General features: G+C 44.2%; 22 protein-coding genes. 14 read left to right on the top strand and 8 right to left on the bottom strand.

Annotated elements, in window-relative coordinates; all coding sequences use genetic code 11:
- Positions 1-360 precede the first annotated feature (360 nt).
- The 5 genes from KFV02_RS10210 to KFV02_RS10230 form a co-directional block, all read right to left on the bottom strand.
- Entirely contained in the window at positions 361-2,223 is a 1,863-nt protein-coding gene (locus tag KFV02_RS10210; RefSeq protein ID WP_252381454.1) for a bifunctional serine/threonine-protein kinase/formylglycine-generating enzyme family protein, read from the bottom strand.
- 51 nt (positions 2,224-2,274) lie between these two features.
- On the bottom strand, positions 2,275-2,982 hold the full coding sequence (locus tag KFV02_RS10215) for a PP2C family protein-serine/threonine phosphatase (RefSeq protein WP_252381455.1): 708 nt from the start codon (positions 2,980-2,982) through the stop codon (positions 2,275-2,277).
- A gap of 185 nt (positions 2,983-3,167) precedes the next feature.
- Positions 3,168-4,004, bottom strand: a complete 837-nt coding sequence (locus KFV02_RS10220; RefSeq protein ID WP_252381456.1) for a DUF4405 domain-containing protein — start codon at positions 4,002-4,004, stop codon at positions 3,168-3,170.
- 180 nt (positions 4,005-4,184) lie between these two features.
- Complete coding sequence (locus KFV02_RS10225; RefSeq protein WP_252381457.1) at positions 4,185-4,718, bottom strand: MamS/MamX family magnetosome protein; 534 nt, start codon at positions 4,716-4,718, stop codon at positions 4,185-4,187.
- Between the two features lie 99 nt (positions 4,719-4,817).
- Positions 4,818-5,168: a hypothetical protein gene (locus tag KFV02_RS10230; protein WP_252381458.1), complete on the bottom strand. Its 351-nt coding sequence runs from the start codon at positions 5,166-5,168 to the stop codon at positions 4,818-4,820.
- 250 nt (positions 5,169-5,418) lie between these two features.
- Between KFV02_RS10230 and KFV02_RS10235 the strand changes: the two genes are divergently transcribed.
- Together KFV02_RS10235 and KFV02_RS10240 are read left to right on the top strand one after the other, a co-directional pair.
- Positions 5,419-6,546, top strand: coding sequence for an ATP-binding protein (locus KFV02_RS10235; protein ID WP_252381459.1), 1,128 nt, complete (start codon positions 5,419-5,421; stop codon positions 6,544-6,546).
- A gap of 144 nt (positions 6,547-6,690) precedes the next feature.
- On the top strand, positions 6,691-7,542 hold the full coding sequence (locus KFV02_RS10240; RefSeq protein ID WP_252381460.1) for a damage-control phosphatase ARMT1 family protein: 852 nt from the start codon (positions 6,691-6,693) through the stop codon (positions 7,540-7,542).
- Positions 7,543-7,728: 186 nt separating this feature from the next.
- On the opposite strand, the gene KFV02_RS10245 is transcribed toward KFV02_RS10240, so the two are convergent.
- From KFV02_RS10245 to KFV02_RS10255, 3 genes are all read right to left on the bottom strand, one after another.
- Entirely contained in the window at positions 7,729-8,340 is a 612-nt protein-coding gene (locus KFV02_RS10245) for a DedA family protein (RefSeq protein ID WP_252381461.1), read from the bottom strand.
- 118 nt (positions 8,341-8,458) lie between these two features.
- Complete coding sequence (locus tag KFV02_RS10250; protein ID WP_252381462.1) at positions 8,459-9,580, bottom strand: MGDG synthase family glycosyltransferase; 1,122 nt, start codon at positions 9,578-9,580, stop codon at positions 8,459-8,461.
- 350 nt (positions 9,581-9,930) lie between these two features.
- Positions 9,931-11,223 carry an MFS transporter gene (locus KFV02_RS10255; protein WP_252381463.1) on the bottom strand — a complete coding sequence of 431 codons (1,293 nt, stop codon included), beginning with the start codon at positions 11,221-11,223 and terminating at the stop codon, positions 9,931-9,933.
- Positions 11,224-12,102: 879 nt separating this feature from the next.
- Here KFV02_RS10255 and urtA point away from each other — a divergent pair.
- The 12 genes from urtA (at position 12,103) to ureG (ending at position 22,906) form a co-directional block, all read left to right on the top strand.
- Complete coding sequence (urtA, locus tag KFV02_RS10260; RefSeq protein ID WP_252381464.1) at positions 12,103-13,407, top strand: urea ABC transporter substrate-binding protein; 1,305 nt, start codon at positions 12,103-12,105, stop codon at positions 13,405-13,407.
- Positions 13,408-13,469: 62 nt separating this feature from the next.
- Positions 13,470-15,116, top strand: coding sequence for an urea ABC transporter permease subunit UrtB (gene urtB, locus KFV02_RS10265; RefSeq protein WP_252381465.1), 1,647 nt, complete (start codon positions 13,470-13,472; stop codon positions 15,114-15,116).
- 3 nt (positions 15,117-15,119) lie between these two features.
- Positions 15,120-16,223 carry an urea ABC transporter permease subunit UrtC gene (gene urtC, locus KFV02_RS10270; RefSeq protein WP_252381466.1) on the top strand — a complete coding sequence of 368 codons (1,104 nt, stop codon included), beginning with the start codon at positions 15,120-15,122 and terminating at the stop codon, positions 16,221-16,223.
- Between the two features lie 2 nt (positions 16,224-16,225).
- The gene (gene urtD / locus KFV02_RS10275) at positions 16,226-17,020 is read left to right on the top strand and encodes an urea ABC transporter ATP-binding protein UrtD (protein ID WP_252381467.1); all 795 of its coding nucleotides are present in this window, start codon (positions 16,226-16,228) and stop codon (positions 17,018-17,020) included.
- Between the two features lie 2 nt (positions 17,021-17,022).
- The gene (gene urtE / locus KFV02_RS10280) at positions 17,023-17,718 is read left to right on the top strand and encodes an urea ABC transporter ATP-binding subunit UrtE (protein WP_252381468.1); all 696 of its coding nucleotides are present in this window, start codon (positions 17,023-17,025) and stop codon (positions 17,716-17,718) included.
- 10 nt (positions 17,719-17,728) lie between these two features.
- A complete protein-coding gene (locus KFV02_RS10285) occupies positions 17,729-18,568 on the top strand; it encodes an urease accessory protein UreD (protein ID WP_252381469.1) in 840 nt (279 codons plus the stop codon).
- A gap of 27 nt (positions 18,569-18,595) precedes the next feature.
- Entirely contained in the window at positions 18,596-18,898 is a 303-nt protein-coding gene (gene ureA / locus KFV02_RS10290) for an urease subunit gamma (protein ID WP_252381470.1), read from the top strand.
- Positions 18,899-18,909: 11 nt separating this feature from the next.
- Positions 18,910-19,221 carry an urease subunit beta gene (locus KFV02_RS10295; protein ID WP_252381471.1) on the top strand — a complete coding sequence of 104 codons (312 nt, stop codon included), beginning with the start codon at positions 18,910-18,912 and terminating at the stop codon, positions 19,219-19,221.
- 5 nt (positions 19,222-19,226) lie between these two features.
- Positions 19,227-20,930: an urease subunit alpha gene (ureC, locus tag KFV02_RS10300; protein ID WP_252381472.1), complete on the top strand. Its 1,704-nt coding sequence runs from the start codon at positions 19,227-19,229 to the stop codon at positions 20,928-20,930.
- A gap of 17 nt (positions 20,931-20,947) precedes the next feature.
- Complete coding sequence (gene ureE, locus KFV02_RS10305) at positions 20,948-21,394, top strand: urease accessory protein UreE (protein ID WP_252381473.1); 447 nt, start codon at positions 20,948-20,950, stop codon at positions 21,392-21,394.
- The gene (locus KFV02_RS10310; protein WP_252381474.1) at positions 21,375-22,091 is read left to right on the top strand and encodes an urease accessory protein UreF; all 717 of its coding nucleotides are present in this window, start codon (positions 21,375-21,377) and stop codon (positions 22,089-22,091) included. The genes ureE and KFV02_RS10310 overlap by 20 nt, the downstream gene beginning before the upstream one ends.
- A 191-nt stretch (positions 22,092-22,282) precedes the next feature.
- Positions 22,283-22,906 carry an urease accessory protein UreG gene (ureG, locus tag KFV02_RS10315; protein WP_252381475.1) on the top strand — a complete coding sequence of 208 codons (624 nt, stop codon included), beginning with the start codon at positions 22,283-22,285 and terminating at the stop codon, positions 22,904-22,906.
- Positions 22,907-23,545: the final 639 nt, after the last annotated feature.

Below are 23,545 nucleotides of genomic sequence, written 5' to 3' on the forward strand. Positions count from 1 at the left end.
AAAATTGTTCTTGAAAACAAAATAAACTAACCAATAAATTTTAACCATTAACTATTGACAAAAAACACAGTTGCTGAGTTAATTTGCGAGCGCATTTTCTTCAATGCTAACAAAAACTTGGACACATCTAAGGCTTGCTTGCGGGCTGTGCATAATGGGGTTAGTCAATAGAATATTATTTAATGCCTTTTCTGTTGTTATGATGGGTTTCGAAAGTTAGCTGGAATAACCTCCCTATGCACAGCACTTCCGCAATCTTCGCCAAGATGTGTTACCCAACCCGTTTGTAATGCATTTCAGAAAATGCACTCTTCACTTGTATAGTAATTTTAGGGTGTTAATCATGTCAGAAAGTTGAGTTTATTTTTTGATGTTGGCCACAGTCCTGAATCCAGCATCATCAAAGGCTTCCCAAGGCTGACGAACAACGGTTTGGGATTTAATAGGTCTATCCTCTCGCTCCTTGTCCTGGCCACTCATCAAAAAAAACTTCAATCCTTTCTCCTTGCCATAGTCAATCGAAACCCATTCCTTAACATTCCCGTTTAATCCTTTGATACCGTATCTATTTGCAGGGAACGAACCTACAGGCAAAAGATTTATCCTTTGCTGGGGAGCGGGAAAAGCAACTTGATTGGCCAGGTCAGTATGCATGTGCTGTACCTGATCTCCTTGAGAAGAGGGCTGCTCCTCTGGAGTCGACAACTCCGTACTAGCCCTGGCGGCCAGTCGCCATTGAGGCATGGTTGGTATGCTTCTACCGTAATATTCAGCAAATTTTTTGGCTCCGTAAGCAGTGACCCGAACTACAGGATGAGAAGCCAAGGAGGGATCATTCAGGAAGAAACGCCCGTCACGATAAATTATAGGTTCATACCCCTGCACGACTTCGCCCAAGAGAAGCCATATATTGCCCTCTCCTTTGACTACTTGGCCTTGTACGACAATGTCATTGAGGTTCTTATTTAAGAACTCAATATATTGATGGTTAGTAACCTCTGTTTCATCCATATAAAAAGGAGGAATCTCAACAACTTTACCAGCTTCTGGCCCATGCTCGACGGTAATTTCGCCTCCTTCAACAAGACGCAAGACAGCACCATCCTTCCCTGAAATAATTTTTGGGAAACGGCCATTTGAAAAGGCGAGAGATGGCTGGACTTCGTCTTGGCTTACATCTTGCGATTGCTGCCCAGGTTCAAACGGATCAAAAGACTGTAATTTTGATGAAGTCGAAAAATGATACCAAATACCTCCCCCCAGCAAAATAATCAGGACAAAGACCAGGACTATCCATCCAACAGGGAGGTTGGTATCCCATCGTTTGTACTCATGCCGGGTGGAAGCGTCTGCAACATGGCCAATGAGTTTCTCAAGGGCCTGTCTTAATGCCTGAACCGAAGGGGTCCTTTTATCCCTCTCTTTTGCCGTTGCTTGCTGAATGATTCTGTCTAACCGCTTCAGAAAAGGGGTTGATGGATTAGGCAGACGGGCTGTCTTAAATATAAAGCTGGTCTCCTTATTCATCTTGCCAGCTACAGCTTCATAGAGGATTTTACCCAGGGCATAAACATCGGCTCGAAAATCAGTAAGCGACAATTCCATGAACTGCTCGTTAGACATATAAAAAAGGGTCCCCAATATATGGTGACTGCGGGTCACGGGCTTTAAAAAACGCCCCCCTGCCAGACCAAAATCAGCTATTTTGGGGATATCGCCGTCCAGCAGGATATTTTCAGGTTTGAGATCCCGGTGGACAATACCCATTTTGTGAATGGTTTCGACTCCATTCAAAATCGGTATGAAGTACTTGCGTATCCATGCACGAATTTCATCCTCATCCTCCCCAAATCCTTCTTCAGGCATATAATGTCTGAGGGTCGTACCCGGAACATATTCCATTACTATATAATCAAGCTCCTGTCCGTCCATTCTGACACGATCAAAATCAAAAACCTGAAGGACGTTGGGGTGACGTATCCGGGCCATGATCTGAACTTCCCGTCTAAACCTTTCAATCTCGGTTGCTGCTTCCTCCTCGTCTTCCAGAGAAGTCAAAAATTCCGGAGATGTAATCTTTACCGCTACATCTCGGTCAAGATTTTTTTGTCGTGCAAGATAAACCTCGCCCTTCCCTCCTGTGGCAATATGCCCCAGAACCTCCCATTTTCCATTGAGAATAGTCCCTTCTTCAAGAAGGGGTTGTCTGCACTCACTACCCATATGCTTATCCTGAATATATTTTATTTTAAAAAAAGCTTCAGCCGAAGTCCTTTAGACCGTGGCAAGGACAATGGTTATATTATCTCTGCCGCCAGTAGCCAGAGCTAGTTCAAGCAACGCCCGCGCCTTGTCCTCCAAAGAGGACTGAGACTTAAGCACTTCTGTTATCTGCCCACTGGAAACATATTTGTGTAACCCGTCACTGCTCAAAAGCAGAATATCTCCATGTTTTAAGTGAAAACTATTCTTGTCCGGATTACAATCGGGACAGCCAACACATTGATCCAGAACATTACGCAAGGGATGGCTTCTAACCTCCTCCAGGGTCATTTCCCCCTGGTCCAAAAAGGACTGCAAAAAACTGTGGTCTTTGCTTATTTGAGTCAGTATCCCATCCCGAAAAAGATAAAGCCTGCTATCACCAACATTAATCCAGTGGACGGTCATGCCAAGAATCAGGGCTGCTACTGCAGTAGTGCCCATCCCCTTGAATTCCGGTTTCTTCTCTATCTCTTGCAAAATGATATCTCCGGCTCGCTCTATAAGCCTGCTAAGCTCTCCCTCGGGCTGACCTGCATTTGGGTTGTATTGGGCTAAAGTATCAACAACGATCTGTGCGGCCAGTTCGCCTCCGGCTTCCCCTCCCATACCGTCGGCAACGGCCAGCAAAAGGGAACCGTTTGATATTTTCTTGGCCAAAAAACGATCCTCATTCCTTTTGCGATAGGATCCCTTATGACTGATTGCAAAAAAATCCATACTAAAATCCTTTCCTTAAATAACCTGATTTATGTTGCTTATGTACTCTCTTAAGAGTCTGTGACCAAACCTTGACCGTAGATCAACTTTCCATGATTTTTTTAGTCCTGGTTTCTTTCATAAATTCTTTATCACATTTCAGGAGGGCATCTACGATATCCGGGGCAAAGTACTTCCCGCCATATCTACCGGTTACTTGCTTCGGCCTGCCGTATAACCATGTAAATATCCATCGGATTAACTCTATTTTTATTGGCCAAGTCTTTTAATGTTAAGTCCTTATTTACTCCAACATAGCCATTTTCTTTGAGTAGTCTTAACACCTGTTCCAGATCTAGCTTGTATTCTTTACACAACTCACCCAAGCTCTTGCGCCCCAGGCCAGATGGTGGAATACTAGGCATGCTGTGAAACTCTTGCCCGTCAACATCCCCTTTCATAGCGAGGTATACATCTTTAGGGGTCAGGCCATTTTTGCGGGCAATTTCCAGAATAGTCTGGTCTGGACTTTGCAACACAATATTTTTTTCTTTTAAATTTTTAAGGCATTGCTGCAAGTCAAGCCCTGTTCTCTGACACAACATCTTTACTGATGACAATTCAGCATGGCCATAAGGTGGCTGCCCATACTTTCTGGCCGCAGCCTCTTTTATGGATTCACTGATATTTATAATTGTAGAGAAGGGCGGAACCATAAAATATGTACCCAGGCTAACGACAATAGTCAGCAAAAAAGCTATGGTAAAGTTGGCATTAAAAATGGTTATCCTGGAAGCCTTATTTTTAAGATATGTAATAATGGGTTTCCAATTATAATAAATATGAAGACAAAGAGAAATCAAAAACAAAAAACCCAAGTTTATGTGCAGGTTAGCCCAGTCTTCTTTACTTAAACCCCAAAGCCGCCAATCACTCCAGTAGGCCACCCTACCATGTGGGACAATATACAGAACAATACTGGTTAACAATATCAGAAAAAAAGAAATAAATGCCGTCAACGATGTAATTCGACGCATATTCATAACGTCCTCCTAAGTAGCTCGTAGGTAAAGTGTTTTCTAAATTTATTAACCCCTTATTCACTATCTTCGCATCTTCTCAACTCCCTATCTCCCACATCTTCCCTGCTTCTCAAGCCACGGTGTCAAGCCGAGCCCTTTGTCCGTTAAAAAAAAGGGACGGCTTCAAACCGTCCCATGTTTTTATTGTTGTTGCTGCCACCCGGATGGTCCCATGCCTTTCCCACGACCATAGCCCATGTGACCCGGGCCAAACTGTCTGCTGGCATTTCCCTGAGCATTGCCCCAGCAACATCCGCCTCTTGCCCCGCGGCCTCCACGCCAAACTGGGAAGCCATATTGGTCGCGTAGAACTATCTCTTGTTGCGCTGTCTTAATTTTCACCGGAATAAGCAAATTGTTGAACTTATATCCCTGCACATCGACTTTTTCTCCTGGCTTTAAAACATATCCTTTCTGTTGCCAGAACCAAATCGGTCCAAGTCGAAGTGAAACTTCGCCTTCTTGCGTCTTCAAAACAGCTACAGGCGGTGTAAAACTTGTCACTTCTCCACTGATGGTAATGACCTGTTGAGTTGCATGCCAACCGGGGCAAAGCGGTACGGGAGCGTTTTGAGTGACCTGTCCCTGCCCTCTTCCCTGGCCTTTAGCCATAAGATTCGCAGGAAGAACCAAGGCCAGCAACATGGCCATAATCAGCAATTGTTTTCTAGTCATTTTATTTCCCTCCATCTATTTGGTTTAGTAGTTAAGTAGTTAAGTTGTTGAGTTGTTGAGCAGGTTGGGTCCCGCCAGCGCGGGACCGCTCCAGTTAATTTATTGGGTTACTTCTGGCTGTTCTACTGTCTGTTCCGTAGCTACACTTCCGGAATTCTCTATTTGCTGCTGGTTGTAACGATTGCGGAATTTCTGCCTCATCTGTTGTTGATTCTGCTGGTTATAGTAACGCTTGCGAAGTCTCTGCCTTGTCTGCTGCCCTGAATAAGATTGGCTGTAGGTCGACGACTGTCCCTGATAGGTTCCGGAGATACAATTTCCACCATAACCTCCTCCGCCACCGCGTCCTCCACCTTTGCCGCCTCCTCGGGCAAAAGATGATGCGGCCATCGGTCCGAAGATCAGGGCAACCACCAGACATACACTGACAATTAAAGCTGTTTTTTTCATAACATTACCTCCTGTTTTTTTATTGTTTGATTAGTATAAGGCAAGCAGCGTGCCAGAAATCATACCTCTATAACCATCTAAAATAATTTACTTTTTAAAATAGATAAGTTTAAACAGACTCACCATAAATGTCGAACTGCTCGACAAAAATGTCGTCCCCTGTCTCCTTCCAGGCCAGAGATAAGGAAAATTTGGAGTGCAAATCCAAATTTTTTGACAAATTTATGGATTAAGGCTAAGCGCAATGATTATGATTTTTGAACGCATTTACAAACCAGAAGAGCTGATTCAGCAAGGTAAGGCCCTGATCATCTACGGCCCGCGGCGAGTCGGCAAAACAACCCTGCTTAAACTTTTCCTGCAAAAAACTTCCCTGAGGTACAAACTGGATTTTGGGGATAATATCAAAATCCAGCAACTTTTCAGTTCACATGATTTCAACGCTATTTTAGAATACGCAGAGGGTTACGACTTAATTGCCCTTGATGAAGCCCAGTACATTCCAAATATTAGTATGGGGTTAAAGATACTGGTAGATCAAGTCCCTTCCCTTTACGTAGTTGCCATAGGCTCATCTTCTTTTGAGCTTGCCGGCCAGGTTGGAGAGCCTTTAACAGGCAGAAAAAGGACTTTAATCCTCTATCCTTTATCGCAAAAAGAACTTAATTCCATCTACACCAGATACGAATTAAAAGAAAAGCTGCATGATTTTCTTATTTTTGGCACATATCCAGAAGTAGTAACAGCAAAAACCAGGCAACAAAAAATAGAAATCCTGGAAGAATTGGTTCACTCATATTTGCTCAAAGACATCCTGGCCCTTAATAAAATAAAATCTTCCAAAACTTTAGCTGACCTTTTAAAACTTCTTGCTTTTCAAGTGAGCAATCTGGTTTCTCTCAACGAGCTGGCAGTGCAACTAAAGGTAGATGTCAAAACAGTGGGCAGATATCTCGATCTGCTTGAAAAATCATTTGTGATCAAAAAAATACCTGGCTTTAGCAAAAATTTAAGAAAAGAAATCACAACCAAAGCAAAATATTTCTTTGTGGACAATGGCATTAGAAACGGGGTTATAAGTCAATACAATCCACTGGACTTACGCAACGACACAGGAAGCCTCTGGGAAAATTTTATTGTGATGGAGCGGATAAAAAAACTTACCTTTGAGAGAACCATGCCTGTTTCTTTTTACTTCTGGCGCACTTACAATGGACAGGAGATTGATTTGATTGAACAAAGGGAAGACGGTATTTTTGCCTATGAGTGCAAATACTCTCAACAAAAGGTAAAGACACCTGGCTCGTGGCTTAAAAATTATCCGGAAAGCCACTTTACAGTGATAAACAAAACCAATTATCTGGATTTTTTGCTTTAGCAATTTTATTTGTACCTAAAAGTTATTGATTAACTAACATGATGTGTCCAAGTCTTTGTTAGCAGCACCAGGAAACAATCCTGAAAGTTGAGCAACACTAGTAAACGCACAGTTCAGAAAACTATTCTGAGCCGGGAGAAGACCATGCAAACATATCTGGATTGTCTACCCTGCTTCTTAAGACAAATTATAAATGCGGTCAGGCAGGCTAAACCTGATGATTCTGCTTTGCACCTAGAGGTCGTTCAACAATTTTGCCAGAACGTTCCGAACCTGGACCTCACCCTCTCTCCTCCGGCCCTTGCCGGTCAGATTTATGCACAGCTCTCGTCAACCGCCAAAACAACTGACCCATTTGCCCGGATAAAACGCGAGGCCAACGCACGCGTAATGGAACTGCTACCTGAACTGCAAAAAATGGTGGACAGTGCACCAGACCCTTTGCGCGCAAGCCTGAATATCTCCATTATTGGCAATTATATTGACGCCGGCATTGCCCATAACTTTGACTGGGAAGAAGCCATCCATAAAGAAGATGAAACTTCCTGGGCCGCATCAGCTTACTCTCTCTTTCTAAAAATGATTGACCAGCACAAAAATATAATGATTCTGGGCGACAACTCAGGAGAGATTGGACTGGATACCTTACTGGTGAGACAGTTAAAAAAATTAGGGATGCAGATAACCTATGTGGTCAGAGAAAAGCCGATTATAAATGATGCCACCATGGACGATGCCCGTTTTGTAGGTATGACTGAACTATGTGAGGTTATCTCTTCTGGCGTGGACACCCCGGGTACTGTCCTGGAAAGATGCACCCGGGAATTTTTGGCTAGAATGAAAGAAACAAAATTAATCCTGAGTAAAGGACAAGGAAATTTTGAGGCCCTTAAAGATGAATGGCCGGGGATTTTCTATGCCTTTAAAGTGAAGTGTCCGGTGGTAGAGAAGTTTACCGGCCGTCCCGTGGGCAGTTCCATCTTTGCCTATATTTGACAAAATAACCGCCAGACTAGACTGGAAATGAGGAGGGTGGGACAGGAAAAATTATAAACTATTTCTGTCTGCTGCAAGTCCGCCTGATTTCCTATCTTCCCAGCTTCCCAGCCTCGAACAATTGGAAAGGTTAGAACTAACAGCGAATGCACTCTACACTTGACACTTTCTAATGATAAAATTGATTTAATCATGTTTTATCCGTTTCCAAAACTGTTTTCCCAAATAACCGAGGACTGCCAATGCCACTAAAATGAGCCCCACCCTGCCAAGCCAGGCCTCAACCAACTTCCAGCTTGCCCCGAAAAGATAGCCGGCCCCAAAATAAATTACTCCCCATAAAATACCGCTAAAAACTGCATAGACACAAAATTTACCAGGCTCCATTTTCAGCAGACCGGCTATAAAAGGGATTACCGGACGGATTAAGCCAATAAATCGACCCCAGAAAACACTCATCCCTCCATGGTTTTCAAAAAAGCGATAACCCTGATCGACATATGGCTGGTACTTCAAACAAATCTTTTTTAAGATGAGTTTTTCTCCATAAAGCCTGGCCAGGTAAAAGCTCGCTAAGTCGGCCAAAATCGCCCCCAAAGAACCGGCAATGATTACGAAATAAATTTCAAGTACACCATGAGCTGCAAGAATACCTACTGATGCGGCAAATACAGTTCCGGGAATTAGCAGCCCTATAAAGGCGAACGACTCCAAAAAAGCCACGGCAAAAATTACAATATAGGCCAAGAGGCTGTAATGGCCTATTAAAGCAAAAAAAGAATTAATTATTTGTTGCACTAATTCGCTCCTTGTTGCTCTTTAATATTACCTAGGAGTCCAAGCATCCGGCGCTCTCTACACCCAACGTGCAGCTATATAGTTTTTTATTGTAGGATGCCCCTAGAATCTAGATATGTCAGCCCTTATTGTCTTCCAGTACGGTATTGACAATTACCTCGGCTGCTTTAGGCTTGGAAATTTTACGTGCATTTTCTCTCATCTTTTCCAGGTGAGTTGGCGATGCATAATATTTCTTAATTAGTTGAATCGCGTTCTTTATAGACGTAGCCAACACCCCGGCTTCTTTTGCAGTAATATAGGCAGCATTATTCGTTTCCTGATAGGGAATGGGATTAAACATAAGCAAAGGCACCCCTACTGCCAGGGCCTCACTTACAGTAAGTCCGCCTGGTTTTGTCAGCATAAGGTCAGCAATGGCCATCATCTCATCTATATTATCTATATAACCATATTTTTTCAGGGTAACCCAAGAATTAGAACTAAATGACTCCAATTTCTTTAACAGACCTTTGTTCCGGCCGGCCACCAATAAAACATTTAATTCCATATCTGTTTGATAAATCCCTTCCAGTAATTGAACCACTTGTTTATCAGAAATAGCGCTACCCACCACAAGCAGGGTAAACTTTGAATTGTTAATGCCAATTTTTTTTAATATCTCTTCTTTTTCTTTATGTTCTTGAAATTTTTTAAACACCGGGATGCCAGATATGATAACTTGTTCTTCAGACGCACCTAGTTCAAGCAATCCATCCCTAACTTCCATGTTGGCTACAAAATACTTATCTACTTTTTTATTATACCACATCCTATGTAAACCATAATCTGTAACTATGACGTAGATTTTTCCTGTGTACAAACCTCGTTCTTTCAACAGAACCAACATGGTAGCTGGAAAAAAATGTGTACAAATACTGATTTCCGGTCTGTTATCCTTCAGGTAAGGAATAATCTTTTCAAAATTTTTCAAACTGATTGCATCAATGCATTGAACAACCCTGCTGAATTCTCTATTGCGATCAGTAATCTTATATGTGATCTTACAGGCCGTATGGAGATGTTTGCTGATAAAGTCATAGATGTTGCTGCAAAAGTATTTGCACAGCCTATTAGAAAAAGAAAGGAGATCAAAAATCACGGTGGGAACTTTCCGCTTGTCCAGGGCTGCCATGATGGCGCGGGCAGCAATCTTGTGTCCGTGTCCTGCTGTCACATAAAATAAATTAATTGGTTTCATAAGTCTCACATGAGACTCCAAAATTTATTTATCTTTCTCACCATACACCGTTCCATAAAAAACTTCACACCAGTTATTTTTTCCCTGAACAAGTATCTAAAAGCACATCAATTCCTAAAACCAGGCTCAGAAGAGCCAAAAAAATGCGTATGTTGCGTATTTGGAACTGTTTATTTCCCCACAAAGTTAACATCTTTTAAAAATCAATGCTATCACTTTGTCGTGACCAATCTTTGGGACTTTGATGTATCCGTACGGTAGGTTTATCTTAATATTGTTCTTTCCATATCTGGAAGACAATACAGCTTTTATGAAGAAAAAATGAGGGCAGGGAACATATCAGCCTAGGTTCAGCCGTGTCTCGATTCCTTTGAACCCTCTTTTCCGGTAGAAACCAATCCCGCCAAAAGCAAAGTCGCAAGCGCCGCAAGCGCGGCACCGGTAAAAAAAGCCACCGTGGGACCACACTTGGCCCAAAGTAACCCGAACAGCACACTTGCCGGCAAGGCAGCCAAGCCAACAGCACCATGATACAGGCCGTATGCTTTCCCTCGCTGGACCACGGGCACAAAGTCCGCCACCAATGCCCGTTCCGCACCTTCTGTCATACCATAATAAGCTCCGTAAACAAGGATCAAAACCCAGACCACCCATAAAGACCGGGCAAAAGGCATGGCAAGGTATACAAGGATGTATATCATCCAGCCGCAAATGATTGCTGGCCGACGTCCCTTCCTATCGGAAAGGTGTCCTCCGGGAAGACTGAACGCTATTTTTGAAAGGTGTAACGACGCCCAAAGAGCGATAACATATCCGAGCCCAAGACCGAACTTGGTTTGAGCATAGAATACCAAGAAGAGATCAGAACTATTACCTAAAGTAAACAATGTCATGGAAACAAGGAATACGAAAAATTTTGGAGGCAAGACCCTCGACTTAGCATGTTGGGTAGATTGAGCTTTACGATCGTCTGATACCCTATGACGAGGCGCCTCCCGGACCCACCGCCATAAGATCAACGTAGCCCCAAGACCTGGGACCAGGGCGAAAGCAAACAAGCTGCGCAGGGCTTGCATTTCCTTCCCGGTTGTGGCCCCGCCACCTTTCTGCCAGAGTAAAGAAGTACCCAAAACCATATAGAGAAAAAGAGCTGCAGCGAGGGAACCGGTCACAGCTCCACCGTGATCCATCAGTCTATGGAAACTAAATGCAAACCCACGAACATCCATATCGACCGAATCGCTGATCAACGCATCGCGTGGAGAGGTGCGGATTCCCTTGCCGGCCCGTTCAATGAACCGCAACGCAACAACATGCCAGCCTGTACCAGCCCAGGCCACTAACGGTCTGGCTAAGCTGGAAATGCTATACCCCAGCAGAGCCAGGGACTTGCGCTTTCCAAGTGCATCACTCAACCTCCCCGAATAAATTTTCAGCAGGCTGGAAGCACTTTCGGCAAGGCCGTCCATGAGGCCTATATAGATAACCGCTGTTGTAGCTGGCATCAGTCCGGCAAAAAAGACTGGCAAAAACGGTTGGATCATCTCGCTGGCTATATCCGTAAAAAAACTGACGATACCCAAAGCCAACACATTACCGGATAATGTCTCTTTCCAGCGCCCTTTGTGTTTTAGTCTGCTCATTTTCAGTCCTTGTTCGATGTACGGATACATTAGCTAGCATAGGTCGTTTTTATTTTTATAAGAAAGGTTTTACAATCATTCTTGAGATTCTCGTTATAGAATCTTGCGCTGCAGGCCTATTACTCTCTGTCGCTATTTTAATTTTAGCTCTTCTTATGCCTAATGAAACATTTTTTACTGATCACCGAAACAAAACCAACAATCAATTATAAACGTCATTTCTCCAAGGGTAACATTGCCACCATTAGCTACGCTTACCCCTTAAGCCTGAAGCCTCCTAGCCAAAAAACCTTATTGTAAATTTTTGATAAGAAATGATTAGCTAGAAACGTTTTTTTTCACATTTTTGTAATTAATTACAATCTTGTATAATTATTGATATTTCTTATAGTTATCAACTTGCCACAATCTGCCAATATTATTTCTTTATACGAGAAGCGACTATCGCCTGTGCAAAACTTTATTTTTTACAATTTTGCAACTTTAACTTCAAGCTCTATTGGATGTGGACTAAAAATCGCACACAACCTAACCTGTTAAAATGTTTAATAAAAAAAAGATACTCCTGGATTAACAAGTTTGTCAAAACCACTCTATTTGCTTTACAATTATGTCAAATCACCCCCGCCTTTCATTTTAACATAAAATCAATCATTACATATAGTTAACCTCTATAGTCGCCTGCCAGAATAGCTGGCACACATATTGATTGAGTATGTTTAGTTTTTAAGCGCTGAGCTTGGAGTCTCCACTTAAAAACCAGGCCTGGGCAAAATGTGCGCACATGCCCAATGTTTTGCGCTTTTACTTTTGTATTTATGGCTAGTGGTTAGAGGTCAGGGGTTAAACAAACTTCAACTTTTTTAAGGAGAAAAAATAATGAGACAAAAGCTGTGGCTTTTTTGTTTGTGTACAATTTTAGCTGTCTCGATTGTGTGGGGAGTGCCCAAAATGGCCCACGCAAAAGAGGACACTATTAAGGTAGGAATACTGCATTCATTGTCTGGAACTATGGCCATTAGTGAAACATCTTTAAAAGATGTGGCACTAATGGCCATTGAGGAAATCAACCAGAACGGTGGGTTGCTTGGCAAGAAGATTGAACCCATCGTGGTCGATCCCGCTTCAAACTGGCCTCTTTTTGCAGAAAAAGCAAGAGAGCTGCTAGAGAAACACAAAGTAGCCGTTGTCTTTGGCTGTTGGACATCTGTGTCTAGAAAATCTGTTTTGCCAGTGTTTGAAGAGCTGAATGGTCTCCTTTTCTACCCAGTTCAGTACGAAGGTGAGGAATGTTCCTATAATGTCTTTTACACAGGTGCCGCTCCAAATCAGCAGGCTATTCCGGCTGTTGAATATCTTATGAGTGAAGATGGCGGTGGGGCAAAAAGATTTGTTCTTTTAGGTACTGACTATGTGTATCCTCGCACCACTAACAAAATCTTGCGGGCTTTCCTGCATTCTAAAGGCATAAGCGATGAAGATATTCTGGAGATGTACACTCCTTTTGGACACAGCGACTATCAGACTATCGTTGCTAAAATTAAAAAGTTTGCTGCTGCCAAACCAACAGCTGTAATCTCCACCATCAATGGTGACTCTAACGTACCTTTCTACAAAGAATTGGCCAACCAGGGAATCAAGGCCGAAGATATTCCTGTAATAGCTTTTTCAGTTGGAGAGGAAGAATTGCGTGGTATTGATACCAAACCTCTGGTCGGTCATCTGGCTGCATGGAACTACTTCATGTCCATTGATTCCAAAGAAAACAAAGAGTTCATCAAGAAATGGAAGGCTTATGTAAAAAAACACAATCTCCCCGGTGGAGACAAGCGGGTAACCAATGACCCAATGGAAGCCACTTACATTGGTATCAACATGTGGGCTCAGGCCGTGCGCCAGGCCGGAACTACTGACGTAGATGCGGTCCGTCAGGCCATGGGTTACCAGAAATTCAAAGCTCCCTCCGGATACGAAATCAGGATGGATCCCAAAAACCATCACTTGCACAAGCCTGTCTTTATTGGCGAAATCAGGGAAGATGGACAGTTTGACATAGTTTGGCAGACACCTGGACCAATTCGTGCTGAACCCTGGAGCCGTTATATCCCGGACAGCGCCAAGAAGGTAGCTGATTGGACTTACCCCTGGGTGTGCGGCAACTGTGAAAAGCCAAAATACAAATAAAATCAGGGAGTAAACGAGACCTGTCCCCTTCACACCAAAGGGGACAGGTTAAACTAAAAGCCATGAAGTACTATAAAAATACTACCATAGTTATCATCCTTATAGGACTGTTGCTTCAGCTCTTTGCCGTCAACGTCAATGCCGCTCCCTCTACCAATATGGAACTTTCTCAGGCATTGGCAGGACTTGGGGCAAAGAGTCGTAAAAAAATTATTAAGTCAGTCAAGAAGCTGGGGCAAATAGGTGATCCTGCGGCAATCCCTGCTCTTGAAGCATTACAAGAAAGAAAATTACGTGCCGATGCCAATGGGCGCATATACATAATAAATGATGACGGTACATCTGCCAAAGAGGCCTTAACCGGCGAAACTTATACCGGTGCAATAGACGATCTTTATACTCCTATTATCAACAATAGAGTACGGCGAGTTATAAAAACGGTTCTGGCCAGACTAAAGCTCAGATCCAGCGATCCTGAGGTACGACTTTTAGCTGCCAAACAGCTGGCAAAAAATCCTCGTGAGGACGCAAGCAAAGAAATTCAGACTGCCCTTGAAAAAGAAACCAATGACGAAATTCGTGAAGCTCTTGCTTTGGCATTAGCTTTAACTCAAATCGACAGTCCGCGAAAAGATCAGCGTCTCCAGGCCATCAAAACCATTGCAGAATCGGGCAACCTGAAATTTATTCCCTTGCTCAAAGGGGTGCTCGCCAAAGACAGTACAGGAAACTTTATCGAACCTGATGCAGAGGTGCGAAAGGCTGCCTCCAAGGCCATCAAAACCATTGAACGGCATATGCTTTTAATCAGCACTATCCGCAATCTCTTCTATGGTTTAAGCCTTGGCAGTGTCCTTTTACTTGCGGCACTGGGATTAGCCATAACTTTCGGGCTGATGGGTGTTATCAATATGGCCCACGGCGAAATGCTTATGCTGGGCGCATACTCAACCTACGTCATTCAGGAGCTCTTTAAAAACTTTCTGCCGGGACTATTCGAATGGTATATCATAGCTTCCATACCTGTTGCCTTTATTGTTCCGGCCGTAGTGGGAATGATTCTGGAAAGAACTATCATCAGACACCTTTATGGTAGACCTTTAGAGACCCTGCTCGCCACCTGGGGAATAAGTCTCATGCTCATCCAGACGGTTCGACTCATCTTCGGTGCACAGAATGTTGAAGTATCCAACCCCTCCTGGCTTTCGGGAGGATTTCAAATCACCCAGGGACTGCTGCTTACAAACAATAGAATTTCTATCATCCTCTTCGCAGTGTTCGTTGTATTCCTGGTCTGGCTGCTTTTAAACCGCACCCCTTTGGGTTTGATGGTCAGAGCAGTCACTCAAAGCCGGTCAACCGCTTCTGCCATGGGCATACTTACTTCCCGGATAGACATGTGGACCTTTGGTCTGGGCTCTGGAATAGCCGGACTGGGCGGTTTAGCCTTGTCCCAAATAGGTAATGTCGGACCTGAGTTAGGCCAATCTTACATAGTGGATTCATTTATGGTTGTTGTCTTGGGAGGCGTGGGCAAAATTGCCGGCACAATTTTTGGGGCATTTGGACTCGGAATAATCAACAAATTTTTAGAGCCGTTTACTGGAGCTGTATTAGGCAAAATTTTTGTCTTAGTTTTCATTATACTCTTTATCCAGAAACGGCCACAAGGAATATTTGCCCTTAAAGGACGTTTAGCGGACGGATAAAAAATGTTAAAAGATATATTAGAAATACAATCCAAGCGTGCATGGGTACTCACCCTGTTACTGGCCTTTATCGTGGTCATTGTGATACCCATACTCAATGTAGTCGTACCAGAAGACTCAGTTCTGCATATCCCGGAATATCTGATTCCATTGCTTGGCAAATTCCTCTGCTATGCGTTGGTTGCCTTAGCCATGGACTTAATCTGGGGGTATACCGGAATCCTGAGTCTAGGTCACGGCGTCTTTTTCGCCTTGGGCGGATATGCCATGGGTATGCATCTAATGCGTGTCATGGCTGGTGAAGGAGTTTATCGCAGTGAACTGCCAGACTTCATGGTGTTCTTGGACTGGAAAGAATTGCCCTGGTACTGGTATGGTTTTGACCACTTTTGGTTTACCCTATTGATGATTGTCCTTATCCCAGGGTTATTCGCCTTTATATTCGGTTTCTTTGCCTTTCGTTCCCGTATTAAAGGTGTTTACTTTTCCATCATCACCCAGGCCATGACGTATGCTCTTATGCTTCTGTTTTTTAGAAATGAAACCGGTTTTGGAGGGAACAACGGGCTTACTGACTTTAAACACATCCTTGGTTTCTCGCTACATGAACCAAGTACTAAACTGGGGCTATACATCACCACTGCCATAGTGCTTTTATTAAGTTATATTCTGTGTCGATATATTGTTAATTCAAAACTGGGCCGGGTACTGACTGCTATACGCGATGCCGAAAGCAGAGTCATGTTCTCGGGTTATAATCCGCTTCACTATAAACTCTTTGTCTGGACATTATCAGCCATCCTCTGTGGCATTGCCGGGGCACTTTATGTCCCACAGGTAGGCATAATAAACCCGAGCGAAATGCAGCCGGCCAATTCTATTGAAATGGCCATCTGGGTTGCAGTTGGAGGACGAGGAACTCTGGTAGGCGCTTTGTTGGGGGCTGGCTTGGTAAATGGGGCCAAAAGCTGGTTTACCGTGGCTTATCCTGACCTCTGGCTTTATTTTCTAGGGGCCATATTTATTGCCACGACTCTGTTCCTTCCCAAAGGTGTAGTGGGAATAACAAACCTGTTTAACAAAAAAATCAAAAACGGAGGAAAATAAAAATGTCCTCTCTGGCTCCAGAGTCAACCACTCAGAGTCCAAAAGAGATACATGCCAGCCGCCGTAATCTTCTGCATGTAGAAGATATTACTGTCAGTTTCGATGGATTTAAGGCCCTGAACAACCTGACGCTTTATATAAATGAAGGAATACTACATTGTATAATCGGGCCTAACGGAGCTGGTAAAACAACTTTATTGGACATTATTACAGGCAAAACAAAACCGGATAAAGGGAGTGTCTTTTTTGGCAACGACATAGAACTGACTAAGCTCTCTGAACATGAAATCTCTCAGGTAGGTATAGGGCGTAAATTCCAAAAACCGACTGTTTTTGAAAATCACACTTTATTTGAGAATTTAGAGCTTGCCCTGAATTCCAAGAAGGATGTCTGGCACAGTTTATTCGCAAAGCTTACCAGCGAACAACGAGATCGCATTGAGGAAGTTTTGGATATTATCTGCTTATCTGACAAAATAAACGAGCAGGCCGGACTTTTGTCACACGGCCAAAAGCAGTGGCTAGAGATAGGAATGCTTCTGGTGCAGGAACCAAAACTGCTGCTCTTAGATGAACCAGTTGCAGGTATGACCCCTCAAGAGATAGAGAATTCCATAACATTATTAAACTCTTTGGCTGGAAAACATACAGTCGTAGTAGTGGAACATGACATGGAATTTGTCCGTTCCATTGCCGAACGTGTAACGGTTTTACATGAAGGCAGCGTATTAGCCGAAGGTAGTATGGATGAAGTACAAAACAATCCTAAAGTGATTGAAGTATATCTGGGAGAATAAATATGTTAGAGGTAAGGGGTCTGAATCAATATTACGGAGGAAGTCATACCCTTTGGGATATAAATTTAAGCGTAAAAGAAGGGTCCTGTGTCTGTATCATGGGTAGAAATGGAGTGGGCAAAACAACCTTGCTTAAATCCATCATGGGACTTCTGCCCATACAGAGTGGAAGTGTAAAATTCCTGGGACACGAGCTCTCTAATCAACCGGCAGCCATGCGCGCCCGATACGGGATCGGTTATGTACCTCAGGGCCGAGAAATTTTCCCTCAGCTAACAGTAGAAGAAAACCTGCGCGTAGGCCTTACAGCCTGTTATGGCTCAAAACATGAAATTCCTGAATTAATATTTGAGCTGTTTCCTGTTTTAAAAGAGATGCTGCGCAGAAGGGGAGGAGATCTCTCTGGCGGCCAACAGCAACAGTTAGCCATTGGCCGTGCCCTGGCCATTAACCCAAAATTACTCATCCTGGATGAACCCACGGAGGGCATTCAGCCTAATATCATTCAGGAAATCGGGGATATTATTGTTCGTCTGAACCAGGAACAGAATCTTACTGTCTTGCTCGTCGAGCAGAAGCTTCTCTTTACCCGCAAGGTAGCCAGCGATTTTTATCTCATGGACAAAGGCCGTATAGTGGCCAATGGTTCTATGGCAGAATTGAACGATGAGCTCATAAGTACTTACCTCACTGTCTAACTGAAATATAATGACTACTCTCAAAACAAAGCAAGGCTGGGAAGCTCAACTTTCTTTGCTCTTTGACTTATCAGGGGCAAAAACCATTTTACGCAACAAGCAGCACAAAGGCCCTTTACTGGTCCAACGCCCCTTTTATCCGGCAGGAGATAATACTTGCCACGTATATATCATCCACCCCCCAGGAGGGGTGGTCGGAGGCGACATATTAAATATAGATATAAAGGCAGGCTCAGGCACGCACGCACTTATTACCACTCCTGCTGCAGGTAAATTTTATCGCTCATCAGGCGCATTTGCCAGGCAAGATCAGGTGATAAAAATTTCTTCTAACGCAATCTTGGAGTGGCTGCCCCAGGAAACCATTATCTATAATGGCGCCAAATCCAAGATATCAACTCGAGTGGAACTGGATGAAGGAGCACATTTTTTGGGCTGGGAAATAACCTGTCTTGGCTTACCTGCTTCTAGTCAAAAATTTACTGATGGTGTCCTCAGGCAGCATTTTGAAGTATGGCAGCAAGGCAAGCCTGTCCTTGTGGAACGGGGCTGTTTTGAGGGTCAGAGCCAAGCCGTTACTTCTCGTTGGGGGCTTGCCAACTATACAGTTGTTGGAACGTTGGTTTGTACTTGCGACAATCCCGCTGTTGTTGAAAATATCCGCCTTGCTCTCATGGAGCAAGTCAAAGAAGATCTATTTAGTGTGACCGTGATTAATGGACTTGTGGTCTGTCGCTATCTAGGCCATGAGGCATACCGGGCCCGTTTCTTTTTTGCCAAGACCTGGGAGATATTAAGGAATAAGGTATTCTCTCGCCAGGCCTGCCATCCGCGTATATGGCACACTTAAAAATTCAATTATCAAAGGAGTAGGACAATGAAACTTTCTCCGAGAGAAAAAGATAAACTGTTGGTCTTTACGGCCGCTTTGCTGGCAGAACGCCGTAAAGCCCGCGGACTCAAGCTCAACCATCCTGAGGCTGTAGCCTATATTTCTGCTGCCATTATGGAAGGAGCCCGGGAAGGACGCACAGTGGCCGAATTAATGGAATACGGCCGTACCTTGCTTACCCGTGAAGATGTCATGGAAGGGGTCGCTGAGATGATTACCGAGGTTCAGGTGGAAGCAACCTTTCCGGATGGAACTAAACTGGTAACTGTGCACAACCCAATCCAATAAGGAGCTATCTAATGATACCGGGAGAAATTTTTCACGCCAAGGGCGATATAGAGTTAAATAGTAACCGCCCAACAATTACTCTTGTAGTAGCCAACACTGGCGACCGTCCCATACAGGTAGGTTCTCATTACCACTTTTATGAAGTCAATTCCGCTTTGTCTTTTGATCGAGAAGCTGCCCTGGGTTATCGTTTAAATATCCCGGCTGGGACAGCAGTCAGGTTCGAACCGGGGCAAAAACGAGAGGTAGAACTGGTCGCCTATTCTGGCGCACGTAATGTGTTTGGATTTAACGGAAAAGTAATGGGAAAACTTTCGGAGTAATACCTATGGCAAAAATCAATCGACATGCCTATACAGATATGTATGGGCCCACCAAAGGGGACAGGGTCCGGCTTGGTGATACCGAACTTATTATTGAGGTCGAGGAAGACCACACAATTTACGGCGAAGAAGTAAAATTCGGTGGCGGCAAAGTAATCCGCGACGGAATGGGCCAGAGTCAACGTACTTCAGACGAAGTCGTGGATACAGTAATAACCAATGCTTTGATTTTAGATTATTGGGGCATTGTAAAAGCAGACATAGGCATTAAAAACGGTCGAATCGCGGGCATTGGTAAAGCAGGAAACCCGGATACTCAGCCAGGAGTGGATATCATTATAGGCCCAGGCACAGAAGTTATTGCCGGAGAAGGACTAATCGCTACTGCTGGTGGGCTGGATGTGCATATTCACTTCATTTGCCCTCAACAGGTAGAGGATGCCATCATGTCCGGGATAACCACAATGATTGGTGGTGGTACTGGCCCTGCAGCCGGGACCAACGCCACTACCTGTACACCTGGCCCATGGAATATCCACCGTATGTTACAAGCCGCGGACGGTCTTCCTATAAATCTCGGTTTCCTGGCCAAGGGAAATGCCAGCTTGCCTCAAGCACTAAAAGAACAGGTAGAGGCCGGGGCCATGGGCTTTAAACTGCATGAAGATTGGGGGACTACGCCTGCGGCCATAGACAATTGTTTAACGGTTGCCGATGAATATGATGTCCAGGTAGCTATACATACGGACACCTTGAATGAATCCGGTTTTGTAGAAAACACAATAAAGGCCTTCAAAGGCAGAACCATTCATGCCTATCACACCGAAGGCGCCGGTGGCGGCCATGCCCCTGATATTATCAAGGTCTGCGGAGAGCCCAATGTTTTGCCTTCTTCTACCAACCCTACCAGGCCCTATACCATAAATACAGTAGACGAACATCTGGACATGCTCATGGTCTGTCATCACCTTGATGCCAGTATCCCTGAAGATATTGCCTTTGCCGAATCACGTATTCGACGTGAAACCATAGCAGCGGAAGATATCCTCCACGACCTTGGGGCCTTCAGCATAATCGCCTCGGATTCACAGGCCATGGGACGGGTCGGAGAAGTGATCACCAGGACATGGCAGACCGCCCATAAGATGAAAGTCCAGCGTGGTCCCCTGCCAGAAGATAGCGAGCAAAACGACAATTTCAGGGCCAAGAGATACGTTGCAAAATATACAATTAATCCTGCCATTGCCCATGGCATCAGCCATGAAGTTGGTTCTATCGAAAAGGGGAAGTTGGCTGATATTGTACTGTGGCATCCTGCCTTCTTTGGTGTAAAGCCGGCCATGGTCATAAAAGGGGGAATGATTGTTGCCGCTCCTATGGGCGACCCCAACGCTTCTATTCCCACTCCTCAGCCTGTTCATTACCGCTATATGTTTGGGGCCTTTGGGGAAGCACTAACGGCAACAAGTATAACATTTGTTTCTCAAGCCGCCCTGGAATCTGATATCAAGAGAAAAATCGGCCTTAAAAAAAGAGTGGAGGCTGTAAAAAATACCAGGGCAATTAATAAGACAGACATGATTCACAACAATTATTTGCCGCAAATTGATGTTGACCCGCAAACTTATGAAGTTCGGGCAGATGGCAAGTTATTGACCTGCGAGCCAGCGGAGGTCTTGCCTCTGGCTCAACGTTATTTCCTATTTTAAACCCGGAAGCCAGAACCATGCTCAAGATTACCAAGATTCTCCAGAACAAAGATCATGTCCAGCCTCAGGCCCAACTCACGCTGCCTTTCGAACTAAGGCAAAAAAGCAGGCAGCTGGCCCGGTTGGACAGTGGTGAGGAGGTGGGTCTATTTCTCCCACGAGGTACAATTTTAATGGATGGAGACCTTCTCCAGACTGACAATGGAGTGGTCATTATTGTTAAAGCCGCCCCGGAAAAAATCTCTATCGCCACTACCCAGGATTCGCTTCTTTGGGCCCGCGCCTGTTATCATCTGGGCAACCGCCATGTACCTTTGCAAATCTCCAACCTCCAGGTAGCCTATTTACACGATCACGTGTTGGACGAAATGGTTAAGGGGTTAGGCCTTGAGGTATCAACAACCATCGCCCCTTTTGAGCCTGAAACCGGGGCTTATCATTCGCATGGACACCATCACCACTGACAAACAAGGGCCAAGGGAGTCCAAAATCAGTACGCTGCCTATGCTGCGTTTGCTGCAGATTTGCAGTCCCTCACTGCCGGTAGGCGCATATGCCTATTCCCAGGGGATGGAATGGGCTACTCATGCAGGCTGGCTGAAAAATGAGGCCGAAACCTGCGATTGGATACTGGGCCTGATGCGTCATTCTTTGGGCGGCCTTGACGTTCCAATACTTGCCAGACTCTATCGCGGTTGGAAAGAAAACGACATTGGGCGGGTCAAATACTGGACTGAATTCCTCCACGCAAGCAGGGAGTCTGCAGAACTACAGGCGGAAGATAACCATATGGGCGTTGCCATGGCCAAGGTCCTCGGAGAATTGGGTATTTCCCAGGCGAATGATTGGAAAACTGAGCCTGTAGTAACCTTTGCAACAATGTTTGCATTGGCAGCAGTGCACTGGGAAATCCCTATCTATGAAACTTGTGTAGGTTACCTTTGGTCCTGGGCAGAAAATCAAATAGCTGCTGCAATTAAATTAGTACCATTAGGCCAGACAGCAGGCCAGAGAATACTCTCTCAAGCCATAAAAACCATTCCCGAGGTTGTTGAAAGTGGTTTATCTCTTCAAGATGAACATATCGGTTTTTTAGCCCCGGCCTTTGCCATTGCCAGCGCTTTACATGAAACTCAGCATACGCGGCTATTTCGTTCGTAAAAATTAAGCTGGGGTAAAATTTATGAATAAATTTTACGAGATTCTCTGGCGATTAAACTTTTCATCAACCGGGTGAGATTGCTTCGGGGCTTACAACCCTCGCAATGACAGGCAGGAAGGATTGTTTTATTCAGTCCTAAAAAACCCCGAAAGTTGAATTAACCAAAAACAACAAGGAGAAATTGAGCTCTATGATGTCAAAACAGCCATTACGTGTAGGCATAGGTGGACCTGTAGGTTCAGGTAAGACTGCTCTTATTGACATTATTTGCAAAAAATTACGCGATAAATACCAAATTGCCGTGGTGACGAATGACATCTATACACGCGAGGATGCGGAATTTCTAATTCGCAGCCAGGCATTACCGGCCGAGCGGATTGTCGGTGTTGAAACCGGCGGATGTCCCCATACTGCCATTCGTGAAGATGCATCCATGAACCTTACGGCAATAGACAAGCTGACCCAGCGCTTTCCGGACCTTGACCTCATCTTGGTAGAGAGCGGAGGAGACAATCTAAGCGCCACTTTTAGTCCGGAACTTGCTGACTTGACTATTTATGTAATCGACGTGGCAGCCGGAGATAAAATCCCCCGGAAGGGCGGTCCTGGTATCACCAAGAGTGATCTCCTGGTTATCAATAAAATAGATTTGGCGCCTTTTGTGGGAGCATCCCTTGAAGTAATGAAGCGGGATGCAACTCTGATGCGTGGAGATTCTCCTTTCGTATTTACCAACTTAAAGACTCAGGAAGGAGTTGATGAAGTGATAAAATTTATAATCACGAAGGGTATGCTGGACTTAGATGATGCATAAAAACTAAAATCTGGGCTTTTTTTAAATGCCATGTGGAAGAAATATTGGGCTGGCAGGTACAAGCCCTTTGCGGGTCCACAGCTTATGGCCTGGCTTTGTCTCTGATCAATTTAGGGTGCATCCGATGGCTGCACTTTGGTTGAGTAGTTGAGTAGGTAAGTGGTTGACTAGGTAGGATGGTCAGTGGATATGGGATTCCGTAGTAGAATTTTTCCCTGATTGCCGCCAGATTCTGGATTATTACCACTGCCCAGAGCTTCTGAACAGATTTGATTACTCACTCAACTTTCTGACACGATTAACATCCTCAAATTACTACACAATTGAAGAGTGCATTTTCTGAAATGCATTACAAACGGGTTGGGGAACACATCTTGGCGAAGATTGCGGAAGTGCTGTGCATAGGGAGGTTATTCCAGCTAACTTTCGAAACCCATCATAACAACAGAAAAGGCATTAAATAATATTCTATTGACTAACCCCATTATGCACAGCCCGCAAGCAAGCCTTAGATGTGTCCAAGTTTTTGTTAGCATTGAAGAAAATGCGCTCGCAAATTAACTCAGCAACTGTGTTTTTTGTCAATAGTTAATGGTTAAAATTTATTGGTTAGTTTATTTTGTTTTCAAGAACAATTTT

The sequence above is a fragment of the Desulfovulcanus ferrireducens genome, assembly GCF_018704065.1.
Taxonomy (GTDB): Bacteria; Desulfobacterota; Desulfovibrionia; order Desulfovibrionales; family Desulfonatronovibrionaceae; genus Desulfovulcanus; species Desulfovulcanus ferrireducens.